The 14,844-nt window shown below is 44.8% G+C and carries 11 protein-coding genes; 8 read left to right on the top strand and 3 right to left on the bottom strand.

The window, feature by feature from the left end; all coding sequences use genetic code 11:
• Positions 1-39: 39 nt before the first annotated feature.
• Entirely contained in the window at positions 40-1,110 is a 1,071-nt protein-coding gene (locus H9653_RS07685) for a lipase family alpha/beta hydrolase (protein WP_068406697.1), read from the bottom strand.
• Positions 1,111-1,482: 372 nt separating this feature from the next.
• Between H9653_RS07685 and map the strand changes: the two genes are divergently transcribed.
• On the top strand, positions 1,483-2,274 hold the full coding sequence (gene map, locus H9653_RS07680; protein ID WP_369811258.1) for a type I methionyl aminopeptidase: 792 nt from the start codon (positions 1,483-1,485) through the stop codon (positions 2,272-2,274).
• Between the two features lie 146 nt (positions 2,275-2,420).
• Positions 2,421-5,177 (top strand): [protein-PII] uridylyltransferase, encoded by a 2,757-nt coding sequence (glnD, locus tag H9653_RS07675; protein ID WP_191691656.1) that lies wholly within the window; start codon positions 2,421-2,423, stop codon positions 5,175-5,177.
• A gap of 165 nt (positions 5,178-5,342) precedes the next feature.
• Here glnD and H9653_RS07670 read toward each other — a convergent pair whose 3' ends face one another.
• Positions 5,343-6,011, bottom strand: a complete 669-nt coding sequence (locus H9653_RS07670; protein ID WP_068406706.1) for a hypothetical protein — start codon at positions 6,009-6,011, stop codon at positions 5,343-5,345.
• A 313-nt stretch (positions 6,012-6,324) separates the two neighbouring features.
• Here H9653_RS07670 and dapC point away from each other — a divergent pair, with 313 nt between their 5' ends.
• The 6 genes from dapC to H9653_RS07640 all read left to right on the top strand — a co-directional run bounded on the left by dapC (position 6,325) and on the right by H9653_RS07640 (position 14,152).
• Complete coding sequence (dapC, locus tag H9653_RS07665; protein ID WP_191691654.1) at positions 6,325-7,599, top strand: succinyldiaminopimelate transaminase; 1,275 nt, start codon at positions 6,325-6,327, stop codon at positions 7,597-7,599.
• 296 nt (positions 7,600-7,895) lie between these two features.
• Entirely contained in the window at positions 7,896-9,992 is a 2,097-nt protein-coding gene (locus H9653_RS07660; RefSeq protein ID WP_191691652.1) for a DUF294 nucleotidyltransferase-like domain-containing protein, read from the top strand.
• A gap of 59 nt (positions 9,993-10,051) precedes the next feature.
• Positions 10,052-10,663, top strand: a complete 612-nt coding sequence (locus H9653_RS07655) for a 3'-5' exonuclease (RefSeq protein WP_191691650.1) — start codon at positions 10,052-10,054, stop codon at positions 10,661-10,663.
• Between the two features lie 65 nt (positions 10,664-10,728).
• A complete protein-coding gene (locus H9653_RS07650; RefSeq protein ID WP_191691648.1) occupies positions 10,729-12,786 on the top strand; it encodes a D-alanyl-D-alanine carboxypeptidase/D-alanyl-D-alanine-endopeptidase in 2,058 nt (685 codons plus the stop codon).
• A 99-nt stretch (positions 12,787-12,885) separates the two neighbouring features.
• Positions 12,886-13,410, top strand: a complete 525-nt coding sequence (locus H9653_RS07645) for an ABZJ_00895 family protein (RefSeq protein WP_191691646.1) — start codon at positions 12,886-12,888, stop codon at positions 13,408-13,410.
• 181 nt (positions 13,411-13,591) lie between these two features.
• On the top strand, positions 13,592-14,152 hold the full coding sequence (locus tag H9653_RS07640; RefSeq protein ID WP_191691645.1) for a DUF421 domain-containing protein: 561 nt from the start codon (positions 13,592-13,594) through the stop codon (positions 14,150-14,152).
• Positions 14,153-14,318: 166 nt separating this feature from the next.
• On the opposite strand, the gene H9653_RS07635 is transcribed toward H9653_RS07640, so the two are convergent.
• Positions 14,319-14,765, bottom strand: coding sequence for a DUF2147 domain-containing protein (locus H9653_RS07635; RefSeq protein ID WP_144296396.1), 447 nt, complete (start codon positions 14,763-14,765; stop codon positions 14,319-14,321).
• Between the last annotated feature and the right edge of the window lie 79 nt (positions 14,766-14,844).

The raw sequence follows: 14,844 nt of genomic DNA, 5'->3' as shown, positions 1-14,844 counted from the left end.
TTAATAATTAAATTTAATTACTAAATTTAGAAATTGGTTTTATAAATTGGCATTTTTTAAACGGTTAACCTGTTCGCGATAAACAGTTTTAGGATTAGGTTGTCCCCATGCGACCAAGCCTAATAGTTGATTGACCGAATCCATATGATTCATTTTGTAATCATCGCGGATGACATGACCTAGACGGCTTGAACAAGCAGAAACCAACCCATCATTTGGGTCATTTTTAAATACTTGTGAGGTCGCTAATAACACATAATCCATCGGGTCTAGCGCATTGGTTACTTGCCCGACACCACTGAATGAATAGTAGTTGATACCGTTTACCTTGGTATCTTTTGGTTGACCACAATAGCTTGAAGGCATGGCCGCTGGGAACTCGCGGTTAAAATCCGCCATATAGTCAGTTGATAAGGCGGTAACCGCACCAAACCCGTCTTGCTCTTGCAGCTTATCGATAGGGATGCCAGCGTTTAAATCCATAAAATTACCTAAGAAACCAAACAAGGTAAGCGCGGCTTTGGTAGCAGTATTATACTCACCATTGACTCTGTCATTATCAATCTGCTCAACCACCCAATCGGCTAATGCCGCCCCTTGCTCTGGGCTGGCAACTGCCGTCACTGACGCCACATACTTTGGCTCAACAGCAGCAACATAACGAATATCATGCCCGCCATGACTATGCCCGATTAAGTTCACCTTGGGGCTACCAGATATCGCGCTAATGGTTTTTACTTGCTGTAGTAGCTGCTCGCCGCGCACTCGGCTATCATTAAAAGAAGAGGTCTTGGTCGCGTAGACTTTTGAGCCGCCACTCATCAGGGTTTGCGGAATGCCATAAAAGTAATCGACACCGAGTAGCTTGGTAAAGCCGACCAGACCATGAGTCATGACAATGGGATATTTGGTATCAGTATGTTTTGAGGTGAAAAATTTGCTATCGACCATTTTACAGCCGGTGGCATTGGCGCAATTATAAAATTGTCCCGCTGCTTGAGCAGAAGTGGTTTGTAAGGTCATGAGGAGCACACCGACAGCAATAGCGCCAAGTGAAGGTAGAAAGGCGCTGGGCATTATGGCAGCGCGCAGGCGAGATTTTAGAGTCATAACAACTTCCTTGTTATTGTAAAATAAAAGTGTGAAGCCATTTTTATGCGGCTTATCTTTAACGTTTATTCTTCTTTAACGTTTAGCTATTGCATCCTGCACTAAGCGCTAAAAATCGTTGCCAATTCATTTAGCAAACAAAATTACAATACTTCTATCATCTACAACATTCAACTGCTTTTTGACATATGTGTCATATTTCCATGACTTTATAGTCACGTATCTACATATAAATAAGCTGAGACAGTTAATATCACTATAACGCTAGGCTTGATAAATGCGTACAAAGTTGCTAAGGGTTAGCAGAACAGCGACGCTTGCATTTATGGTATAATTGCCTACCTAAATTCTATAACTATAAGTACGACTATGATGACCAAAAAATCCCTTATCCAATCTCCTGAAGCCATAGAAAAAATGCGCGTGGCCGGTAAACTTGCCAGCGATGTGCTTGTAATGCTCGATGAGCACGTCAAAGTTGGCGTCAGTACCGAAGCATTGAACCAAATCGCTCACGATTATATCGTTAATGTGCAAGAAGCGATTCCTGCGCCCCTTAACTATAATGGCTTCCCAAAATCTATCTGTACCTCTGTCAACCATGTGGTTTGTCACGGTATTCCAACCGACAATAAACTACTAAAAGATGGCGATATCATCAATATTGATGTCACGGTTATCAAAGATGGCTATTACGGCGATACTTCGAAAATGTGGATTGTCGGCAATGGCTCTATCATGGCGCAGCGTATTTGCAAAGTGGCACAAGAAGCCCTTTATGCCGGTATGAGCGTGGTCAAAAATGGCGCGCGCTTAGGCGATGTCGGTGCGGCTATTCAAGAAGTGGTCGAGCCTGAGCGCTTTAGTATCGTGCGCGAGTTCTGTGGTCACGGTATTAGTAATGAATTCCATCACGAGCCGCAAGTCATGCACTATGGTAAAAAAGGCACAGGCTTTGAGCTAAAAACCGGTATGACTTTTACCATTGAGCCGATGATTAACCAAGGCACGTGGCAGACCAAAATTTTACCGGACGAATGGACGGCGATTACTAAAGACCGCAAGCTGTCAGCACAGTGGGAACATACCATGGTGGTGACGGACAATGGCTGTGAAGTCTTTACTACGCGCCCCGAAGAAGACTTAAGCTTTTTGACCCAGTAATACTTAAAAAGATCGCCTAGGCGGTCTTTTTTTTGCCTGAAAATTCAGGCATATTGGCGGTGCTATTTTTTGTTTTTCAGCGTGATATTTGCATTCACCCATTTTTTTAGCGCCTCTATTTACAACCTCTTAATCGGATACCCTTCATGTTTACTTGTGATGTCGCGACCATTGATTTGACGCCTATGCCTCTATTATCAGACCATAGCACTACAACCGATAGCGCGACGTCGCTCAGTAATCGCGAGCAAAATATTTCTAAGCACAGTATTTCCGAACAGAGTATTGCTGAATGGCTGATTCAAATCAATGACGATATCAGCCGCGAGCTCGAACGCGGCGTCAATATCCGCCAATTGGTAGCGGCTCGTGCCTGTGTCATCGATGAGTTACTCATTGCGTTGTTCAAATGGTTTGAGCTTGATAAAACGGACTTAGCATTATTTGCCACTGGCGGTTATGGCCGCGGTGAGCTGTCGTTATATTCAGATGTCGATATTTTGCTGCTAACGCCAGACGAGATTGCGGCTGATAATAAAGAGAAAATCGATAATTTAGTGGCACTATTGTGGGATATTGGACTTGAGCCTGCCCTATCGGTGCGCAGCGTCAGCGAATGCTTGGAGGCGGCGCTCGACCACACCGTTGCCAGTACTTTACTAGAGGCGCGGTTGTTAGTCGGCAATGAAGCATTGCAAGATGTGCCCCATAGAATCGTCAATACCCAGTGGTCGCCACGTGATTTTTATGAGGTGAAAATCGCTGAAGCAAAAGCGCGTTATTTGCAGCACAATGCCACCGAGTACAATCTTGAGCCTAACATTAAAACGGCGCCCGGTGGTCTGCGTGACATTCATATTATTGGTTGGGTGACCAAACGCTACTTTCGCGTCAGTAAGCTTTATGACCTGGTGCAGCAAAACTTTTTGACCGAAAAAGAGTTTGATGAGCTTAACTTTGCCGAAGGTTATTTATGGCAAATCCGCCATTATTTGCATGAGCTGACTGGGCGCAATGAAAACAAGCTGCTATTTGATTATCAGCGTGAAATTGCGCAAATGATGGGCTATGAGACGCAGCCTGACGACCAACCAAATGCTGCCGTTGAGCGCTTTATGCGCGATTATTATCGCTGTGCCATGCAGATATCGACGCTATCTGAGATGCTGACCAATCATTATTATGAGACCATTATCGAGCCGCAACTGCCGGATGAAGAACGACCAAAAAAACATCCGATTAACGCCCGCTTTAACCGAGTCGGCGAACAGATTGCAATATCGCATCATCGCGTCTTTGCTCAGCACCCTGAGGCGATTTTAGAGATGTTTTTGCTGATGGGTCAATACGGTATCAAAAACGTCCGTACCCATACCTTGCGTGCGTTAAAAATAGCGGCGCGCGGCATCGATCAAGCGTATAGAGACAACCCGTCGCATCAAGCGCTATTTTTAGCCAATTTAAAAGAGCAAAATTATTTATTTCATCGCCTGCGTACCATGAATCGTTACGGCGTTTTGGGCAGCTATATCCCAGCTTTTGCGCAAGTAACGGGGCTGATGCAGTACGATTTATTTCATCGTTATACCGTTGATGCGCATACGTTATTTTTGATTCGTATTTTGCACCGCTTTACCGATCCGCGCTTTTTTGAGGACTTTCCACTGGTCAGCTCTATCTTTCAGCGTATCGAGCGCAAAGAGATTTTGGTGCTGGCGGCGATGTTTCATGATATCGCTAAAGGCCGCGGCGGTAATCATAGCCAGCTTGGCGAAACAGAAGCGATTGAGTTTTGTCTTGCTCATGGCATGAGTACTGCGGACGCGCATTTGGTCGGCTGGTTGACCCGCTATCATTTGCTGATGTCGATGACAGCGCAGAAAAAGGACATCTCAGACCCAGAAGTGGTGACGCTATTTGCCGATTTAGTCGGAAATGTCACCCATTTAAACCATCTGTATGTGCTGACGGTCGCCGATATGAATGCCACCAATCCCCAGCTTTGGAACAGCTGGCGCGCAACCTTGATGAAGCAGCTGTATTCACAAACACGGCGTATCCTGCGCGCTGATATTGACGCCCCAACCAACCGCCAAGATATGATTAAAGCCACGCGCAAACAGGCGCTGGCGATGCTTGATAATGTCGATAATCAGCACATGAATCGCGAAGAGGTTTTAAGGTTATGGGATGACTTGGGCGATGAGTATTTTTTGCGCGAGATCGCAGAAGATATCTTGTGGCATACTGAAGCCATCTTAAACCATCCGCCCATCGGCCGCGCCTCCGATGCCAATAGTCAGCCCTTGGTCGTGTTACGTGAGCATCGCGAGCTGGCACTTGATGCGGTGCAAGTGTTTGTTTATACCCAAGATCAGGTCAATTTATTTGCCGTTACCATGGCGGTATTTGACCAAATGAATCTCGATGTTTTGGATGCCCGCATCATTACCGCAACGCGTGATTTTGCCTTAGATTCCTACGTGCTGCTCGACCGCAGCGGCACGTTATTGGTCGATACAGACAGCCAACAAGAGCTTAAACAGCGCTTAATCGACGCCTTTAAAAATCCGACGGTGCCCAAGCTTACCAATAGAAAAATGCCGCGCCAGTTGCGACATTTCGATGTTGCTACGACGATTCACTTTGAGTTTAATGAAGCCTCAAATCAGCATATCATGAGCTTAGAGACGCTTGATCAACCAGGCTTACTGGCCCGCGTTGGTCAGGTGTTTTTACAACAACAAATTGAAGTGCATGCCGCCCGTATTACCACGTTAGGCGAGCGCGCAGAAGATATGTTTTATATCAGCGATCAAAACGATCAGGCATTGTCGGCGGATAAACTTGAGACATTGAAGGCGGCATTGATAGCAAGCCTGAGCATTCGTAACGATGGTTAATTGCTATATAGCTGCTTATGTTAGAAGTTAATCGTTAGAAGCTAAATTATAAATACGAAAAACGCTTTATCGTTAACCTTCAACGATAAAGCATTTTTTTAAGACGAAATATCAACGATAGCTTTTGACCAAATATTTATAAGCTACTTATATTAAACGCATACTTTATAAGACGCTTTTATAGACCATCTCGCTTGCCATCTCTTTAAGCTCCTCATCGGCAAGCTCCAACGGCAAAATCTCTGCTTCTACTTGCTGCTGCCCAAGCATCAAGCGCCCAGTGTCCACCTCTTTTTGTAGCAGACGATGCAAACTGGCTAAATGAAATTCGCCGTCGTAGTACTCAAAGATTTGCTGTAAGGAAATCGGGGCTTTGGCATGCACATCATTATAAAGCGTGTCAGCGGCCAAAATGGTCATCTCGTTAAGCGCTTCTTCACGCAAGACATCGACTTGATTGATCTTATTTTGTAAATGCGTGGCCATACGGCCCTTAAAGCCCAACATGACAATAAAAATCAGCGTCTGTACCGCAAATAAACCCATATACTGCCATAAAGGCAATGAGATGTTTGACAGTTTGCTCAGGAGCATAAGCACCATCGCCACCACCACATAGCTGACCAATTGCCAGAGCAGCCACATCATAAAGCTGTTATCGCCAAACCAAAACATCTGCCGCTCTTTTAACAGCGTCAACTGCTGCCGCGCATGCCACCAATTGTGCTCGCGCTGTTTTAGTTGCTCGTATAGCTCAACACGCTGGCTACCCTCAAATTGTTGCACATTGATATCTTTAGCGCCACGCTCATCGGTTTTTAAAACACTAGACATATCAAGTTTCCTTAAATAATCTGACGTTTTTACGGACAGTTATTTTTTGCTTGGTTAATAAATGACGCTATTTTAATTTTATCTATACTTAATCGCATTATTAAAATTGGCCAATCTCAATACGGGTTACCGTCTAAAAAACAAGCGCTATGCAAGGTTATTCACCGTATAAATTGCTTTAAGTGCTGGTTTTAACTCAACAATAAACCGTCTGAGAAGAAAAAAGACAAAAAATAAGAGAAGTGCTACACTGCTTAAATGTAATTTTTCTTTATCACTTTATTATTAATTGTCTATTATAGTTAGCCTACCTATGAATCACAACTTGACGACTCTGCACCCTTATCCGTTCGCTAAGATGGCGACTTTACTCGCGGACAGTACGCCAGCCTATAACTATAGTGAAATTAAGCTCGGTATTGGAGAGCCAAAACACGAGCCGCCAGCATTTGTGTTGGACGTCCTACGCGAAAACTTGGACAAAATAAGCCAATATCCAACCACCAACGGGCTGTTTGAGCTGCGTCAAACCATCGCTCACTGGTTAGAAAAGCGCTTCTTTCTCAATCATCTCGACCCGCATACGCAAGTATTGCCGGTTATGGGTACGCGCGAGGCGATTTTTAGCTTGGTGCAAGCGGTTATTGACCATCCACAAACCGAGTTGTCCGAAGACGAAACCAATCAACTGGCAGCTCATAATCAGCCAAGCGCGCAGCCCTTGCAAAAAGCAGATGAGGCACCAACCATTGTGATGCCCAATCCGTTTTATCAGATATACGAGGGCGCTGCCATACTCGCGCAAGCGACGCCGTACTTTATGCCTTGCAGCATTGATAATGAATTTAAAGGTGACTATCGCGCGGTACCGAGGGACGTTTGGACGCGCACGCAGCTATTGTTTGTCTGTAGCCCAAATAATCCAACCGGTTCCGTCATGACCATGGATGATTGGGAACACTTACTGCGTTTATCCGACCAGTACGGCTTTATCATTGCCAGCGACGAGTGCTATAGCGAGCTGTATTTTGATCGCGCGCCGATTGGCCTGCTGCAAGCTTGCGCGGCGCTCGGTCGTCATAACTTTAAAAATTGCGTGGTATTTCACTCTTTATCCAAGCGTTCAAACTTGCCCGGCCTGCGCTCAGGCTTTGTGGCCGGTGACGCCAATATTTTGCAGCCTTATTTGCAATATCGCACTTATCAGGGCTGTGCAATGCCGATACCGCATCAGCTGGCTTCCATCGCTGCTTGGGAAGATGAAAAGCACGTGGCGCGTAATCGAGCGCTTTATCAAGAAAAATTCGCCTTATGGATGTCCGAGCTTGGCGAATTGCTTGATTTACGCATGCCAGAGGCGGGTTTTTACTTTTGGGTAAAAGTGCCTGAGCAATTTAATGGCGACGACGAAATCTTTGTCAAAGCTTTATATGAGCAAGCAAATATTCACGCGCTGGCTGGGCGTTATCTGTCACGCGAGGTCAATGGTAAAAATCCTGGGCAAGGTTATGTGCGCATTGCCTTGGTTGCCAGCGTTGAGGAAAGCCGTGAAGCCATCAATCGTATCCGTCAATTACTTGGCGCTTAACTTGCCGCTGAAACAACATTTTTAAAGACTGAGTTTAAATGCTTAGTTTAAAAACCTGTCTCAAACATTGGCCAGAAAACCTAAGTATTAAACAATAAATAACACCTCAATATTCAACATAGTATCAGAGAACCACACATAACCACAATATTATCATGGTTATGTGTGGTTTCTTGCTATCTTGCCGATTAAACAATGCTATAGTAGAAATAACGCGACACTTTTTTATATATCCTTATCACTCATAAAATCCCTCTTCCAAAAATTTTGTTAAATATGCCATCAAGGATGATGCCATGCCCCATCTTGATTTTACCCAGCCACCTTTTGACGTATTAAGCGCGGCTGAACGCCAAAGCGTCAGAAAAAATACCCAAATCCGTTATCTTGCTAAAGATGAGCGTTTATCTGCCGCTGATTTAAGCTATTTTTATGTGGTCATTAAAGGACAAATCGAGCAGCTGCTTGCTGGCGAGTTCGTGGCGACGTATTTGGGTAGCAATCATACCGACCATCTAAATAGTAATGATTGGTTTGACAGTCGGCGGTTGCCAAAAACGTTTATAGAAGAGGATAACGAAGCAGCCACTTTCATACCTATAAAAAGTAGCGTCCCTACGAACGAGAATACTGTAACGCCCTACGAGTTTCGTGCGATTGAAGACACCCTGCTGCTGCAAATCAATGGCGCAACCGTTGATAAAATCAGTGCGCAGAATCATTTGGTGCGCCAATTACTCTCAGAAGATTTACCTGAACGATTAAAGGCATTACAGCAGCGGCGCAGCGGGCAAAGCTTAGATGCTAGCTATCATGGCTATAATGAACAGCAAGAAGTGCAGCAAATCATGATGCAGCCTGTAATTGATGTCAGCTTATTACCCGTGCATATCATTGATGCCACCAGCAGCCTCTATGAGGCGGCACATATCATGACCAAAGCTGGGCTTAAGCATGTGTTGGTGCGGCCGCTCGACCAATCACACCCTGCTGAAAAGCAAACATTAGATAATGATTTAAAAACAGATTTAGACCGAAACTTAGACCGAAATTTAGACAACAACCTAGATAGCAGCTTAGTTACTGATAGCGCCAATACGCAAACTTCCAATAACTATTCTGGTCGTACGTTAGGTATTTTAACCGATACCGATATCTGCCGCGCGGTAAGCGACCAGCAAAACCCTGCGACGACGCCTTGCCAGCGCTATGCAAGTTTCAATCTGCGCACCATTGATGCGGACGACGAGATTGGCGATGCGCTATTGACCATGACGCGCTACCGTATCCATAGACTGCCAGTGATTGATGCCAACGGCGAGGTTGCAGGCGTGCTTGGGCAAAGTGATATGCTCGCTCATATTGGTCATCATTCGCAGCTGATTAGTCTGCAGATTGAGCAAGCAAAAGATTTGCCGAGCTTGGCTACTGCGGTTGAGCTCATTGGGCGCTATATTCGCGCGCAGCACCAAAATGGTATCAAAATTGGTAATGTCAGCCGTATGGTACAAACCCTTAACGCGCAAGTTTTTACCAAACTGTGGCAACTTATCGTACCTGATGAAGTGATGAAAAACACTTGCGTTATCGTCATGGGCTCAGAGGGTCGCGGCGAGCAAATCATGCGTACCGACCAAGACAATGCGCTGATTATTCGTGATGGTTATAGCCATTCTGACTTAGCTCAGTTCGCTGAAACCTTTAACCATCATTTAGCAACCTTGGGTTATCCGCTTTGCGATGGCAATATCATGATGACCAATCCGCTGTGGCGGCAGCCGCTCAAACAGTTCAAAGCGCAGATTAGCTTATGGTTTAGAAATACCGACCCGATACACAGTATTTATTTGTCGGCCATATTTGATGGCGAATATGTCTGCGGCGATGAATCGCTACTGACGAGTGTGCGCGAGCATTTAAAAATTGCCCATCGCCAGTCAGATTTGATGTTTGTCCGTCAGTTCGCTCGTGCCGCTTTACAGTTTGGTGATGTCGGTCAATGGTGGCAAAAGTTTGTGCCGCTCCTTGGCGGTAAAAAAAGCGCCTACGATATCGATCTTAAAAAAGCTGGTATTTTTCCGCTGGTGCATGGCATTCGTACTTTAGCCTTAGAAAACGATATTTTTGATGCGCCGAGTAGTAAAGGACGCCTTAAAGCCTTGGTACAAGTGCGCGCCTTAAACCAACAGCGCGCTGACACTTTGCTTGAAGCATTAGAGTTTTTTATGGCGCAGCGTTTGTCAGTGGCGCTATCAACAGATGATAAGCATGCGCGGCAAGTTGATCCGACCACTTTATCGGCACTCGAGCGAGACTTATTAAATGAGTGCTTGGCCGTGGTCAAAAGCTTTAAGGGTCAATTAAGTCGCCATTATCAGCTAGAGTTTAATTAAAATACATACGTCAGCTGATAAGAACGCTGCGAGAAAAAATAAAGGGGAGCAAAAATAAGATGCGTTGGCTAAAACAGTTATCGTCTCATTGGCAAAAGACCCATTTGCAGCGCCCTGAGCTGGCATCGATGTTTAATAAACCTTTAGCTGATAAATGGGTCGCGATTGATTGTGAGATGACAGGACTCAATCCAAAAAAGCATCACCTGCTATCTATCGCTGCCATTCATATCAATGGCGATAGCATTGATACAGGTAACGGTCTGCATCTGGTTTGTCGGCCGCCAGTAATGCCTGATCGTGATACCATTGTGATTCATGGGCTGCGCACTGCCGATGTTGAGCATGGTATGAGCTACGATGAAATGCTGGCGTTAGTACTGCCTTTTATAGACAATCGACCGCTAGTTGGTTTTTGCCCGCAGATAGATACAGGGTTTTTGAATCCTTTGGTCAAGCGCTATATGGGCACCACGCTACCGAACCAGGTCATTGATATACGGCAATTATACAGTCGGCGTATGGGCGATCGTACGCAGGGTATTCCCAATCAATCACAGCACTTGACCAATATTTTAGCGCATTATGAGATCCCAGAGCTTGGCACGCACGATGCTTATAACGATGCTATCATGACAGCCATGGCATTTTTGCACCTACGCCAACGCTGATACTACGTGAAAATAGCAACTCATGTTACCATAGGCTGTTTTTGTCACCTGATAATAGACCGCTCATGCTACCCACTTCTAAGACTCATAACCGCCCTACCGCTTTTGCTAAATTAGCGCCTTTTTCTAAGCAACCATATACGCTACATAAGCCTGCTCACTACCTAGCATCACTGACCTTATTGGCGAGTGTTATACTGACGCCGCTATGTGCGCAAGCGGCTTTGCCAGAAGCGATTCAGACAGCGCTTACGCGCGCAAACTTAAGCGCGACCGATATTAGTATTATCATCACCCCAGTCGGTGATAAAACTGCGAGCCGCTTGCCTGCGCCCATTCAGGTAATTGATAGCCCTAAAGCCGCTAATCTGCCAGAATCGTTAACTACTGGCAATGACACTGCTGAACCTGAAAGCATCCAAAAACAAACGACTCAAAATAATAATATTAATGCTAAAGAAATAACGGTACATCAAAGCGCCTTAGTGACGATTGAAAAACAGACGATTAAGCAACATGCAAGACAGCTGCACGCTTATACCGATGACCCTTATACCTATCAAAGTATAGAAAGCGTGCCACCGCTACTGCCAGATGACGCTTTAAAACTCACCAAAAATCCTACTAAGAATGAAAGCAGCAAAAACAATAACGACAAATCGACTGCTCATAATCCCGCTATCAAAATTTCGTTTTCACCGCTATTAAGCCATCAAGCCGATATTGCGCGCACGCCTGCCAGCACCATGAAACTGGTGCCAAGTTTTATCGCCTTAGATACATTGGGTGCTGACTTCGTTTGGCATACCCGCGTTTATCATACGGGTATTATTATTGGCGATACGCTCTATGGCGACTTGATTATTCAAGGCAGTGGCGATCCAAAAATGACCCACGAACGCTTACAGCAACTGCTTTATAAAGTGCAAACGGCTGGCATCCGCCATATCAACGGCGATATCATCGTCGATAGTAGTGTGTTTAAAAACGTCACCAAAGACCCTGCAGCCTTTGACAACTCGCCACTACGTCCTTACAACGCCAGCCCCGATGGTTTTTTGGTCAATTTTAGCAGTGTCGGTATTCAGAGCTATCCGCTAGACAATACGCGCGCGCAGCTAACCTACACACCGCAATTGGCAAATTATCAATTGCCAAGCATGATAAATATGCGCTCGGCTGCTTGCGGGCAAGCGCGCTATAGTATTGCGCCGCAGTGGCAAGCGGCACAATTAACGCTTAATAGCAATTTGCCAGACAGCTGCGGCGAACATGCTTTTTATGTCGCCTACCCTGATGCCAAAGATTTCGCCGCCCGCGTCATTGCCTCTAAATGGCAAACACTTGGCAATACCTTAAGTGGCAAAGTCATCGCTCAAGAAACGCCTTATCATGCCAATGAAACTGCCAATAAACAGAAAAAATCGCCACATGGTTTGGCAGCGATTGCCATGTCACCCTTGCCCGTCGTCAGCTATCCTTCTTTAAACCTTAAGCAGCAGATTTATGATATCAATCACTTCTCTAATAACGTGATGACCGAACAAGTAGCGCTTTCTATCGGCGCTTATAAAACAGATGTGAATAAAAACGACACGCATCAAGAAAGCGTTAATAAGCAAGGCACTGATACCGATAAAACAATTAACAATCAAGCAATCAGCTTATATCAATTTGGTCAGCCAACAGCGACCGACTATCCGCAAGCGCTGCAATCAATCAATCAGTGGTGGCAAACCAACTTAACTACTACTCCGCCGCATTTGACCAATGGCTCAGGACTCTGCCGCGATTGCAGCATCAGTGCCGCCAACTTAAGCGAGCTGTTGACCTACGCATACAACCAACCAAGCTTTGATGCTTATGTGAGCTCGCTAGGCATTGCTGGCGTCAGTGGCACCATCAGCGCCCATAGTGACCGTTTACCCAAGTCGCAAGCCATCGGTCGCGCTTGGATAAAAACGGGTACCTTAAATAATGTCACCTCGATGGCAGGCTATGTCAAAGGTTTGTCTGGGCAAGACTATGTGGTAGTCGGACTGATTAATACCGATCATGCGCTTAATACCTATACTGCCCGTACCGTATTAGATAGCATGTTAGATTGGACAGCACAGCATTGACAATATCGACCACACTGATAGAAAGCATTAATAAAAATCAGCGTTCATGCTTAATATGTTTTAACACTCTATGCTTTACCCTTTATAAAGGTTATTTTTATGTCACGCAAACCAATGCAGCTTAGCAAGCGTCTTAGTCCAGCAAAAGATGGTCAAACAGCGGGCAATACTTCTAGCAACCTAAACGTAATGCCGCCTAAAATGGCGCCATATATCGGATTCTTTGCGGTGGGTTATGTTTTGGCCAGCGCCATATTTATGATGGTGCAAACCAAATTTGCCCTAAACTCACAGCTGGTCACTGTCGTATCCATCATCGTCGGCGCTTATATCGCGGTGCATAAATTTATTAAGCATCAACAGCGCGCGCTAGATAAAAAGGAAATCAATCGCTTGATGTTTGGCGGCGTTGCGGTGGTTTGGCTACTTACCATAGTTTATTTCTTAGGTATCTGGTTTTTCTTATTTGATGCCGTAAGCCGTGAGGTATTAACCGAGATGGCTATACAGCGACCGCTACCGCTGCTTTCGGCATTGGTGATGATATTGGTGTTGAGCTTAGTCAGCGCGCGTCTTAGTATCTTATTAATCAACCGCCTCCTTAATCCTAAGCAAAGCCGTTAAGCATAAATTTATTGAACGACCATCGCTGCCCTTAACTCGCTACTAAATGCTCAAAAATACAACCTCATACAAACTTTTTGCCCTATTAATGATGAAATTCCGTTACGCTGTTTGTAGCCAAACCATATTTGCTAGCGACAAAATAGCGGACAGTATTTTATGATTAATAGGAGCCCAGATAATGGACATGCTGCTTTTTGACAATATAGAAAAACTTGGGCGCATTATCTTAACAGCGGTCATGGTTTATGCGTTAATTGTGTTAATTACCAAAGTATCTGGCAAACGCTCAACCTCGCAGCTTAATAACTTCGACTGGATTGTGACGGTGATGATTGGCTCTTTGAGCGCCAGTACGATTTTACTCGAAGAAATCCCGTTTATCGAAGGCAGCGCCGCTATTGTGACCTTGTATTGTTTACAGTTTTTAGTGACTAAATATGCTTCTGTCTCGGTCAGTTTTAGTCATCTTATTTTATCGGAGCCGCGGATTGTTTTTTATCAAGGGCAATTCTTACCAGATGCCATGCGTAATGAGCGCCTAACGCGTCAAGAGCTAGAAAGCGCGATGCGTTCTGAAGGTATTAATAGTTTTGATGATATCGAAGCGATTGTTTTTGAGTCAGATGCGACATTGACGATTATTCCAAAACCTACGCCCTCGAATAGTAAAAACGACGAGCAACAGAGTGATGACGGCGTATCAGAAACCATCAAGCCGCTAATGTCAAATGATGACTAGGAAAGATGCTCTAAGCGCTTTAAGGTGATAGCGTTTTAAAATAAAAACATTGAGTTAAAATCTAAAATTTAAAACATGAAAAAAGGACAGCACATCTCAATCTGCTATCCTTTTTGTTTTATAAGCTTGCTTTATAAATTTGCTTTTATAAGAGCACTGGTAAAAACTACTTAATGCGTTGCCAGGTTTGCGAGCGACCAAAGACAGGTGTACCGACATAACCGCGCAGTTTTAAGCTTTGGCCATTATCACTCAAGGTTAGCTTACCAGAGTAAGTTTTTCCCGACTCAGGGTCGACCAGCTTACCGTCACTCCACTGGTTATTACCATCGGCTTTTAGACCTGACAGGATCTGTAGGCCTTCAACCGGTTTGTTTTTTAGGCTGCCAGGACATTTGGTACAAAGCGCGTCTGCCTTTTCTTTATTCAATACTTTGATGATTTTTCCTGAAACTTTACCACCGCTTTCGGTCAATTGAATAACGGCTTTTTTCTCGCCGGTTTTATCATCAATGGTTTGCCACTGCGTGCCGTTTAAAGAAGCAGCAAACACAGAGGTTGAGAGTAGCGCACCTGCGCTAAGTGCTAATAGGCTTGATATAGTACGGTTCATGAACGACTCCTTTCGTTTAAATAATATTGCAAACTATCTTATGCTCTATCAAAAAGACGGTACAGGGTTGCTGACGCTT

It is taken from the genome of Psychrobacter communis (genome assembly GCF_014836505.1).
Classification (GTDB): domain Bacteria; phylum Pseudomonadota; class Gammaproteobacteria; order Pseudomonadales; family Moraxellaceae; genus Psychrobacter; species Psychrobacter faecalis.
Note: the sequence above shows the minus strand (reverse complement) of the source record. Positions and strands in the feature narration are given on the sequence as shown.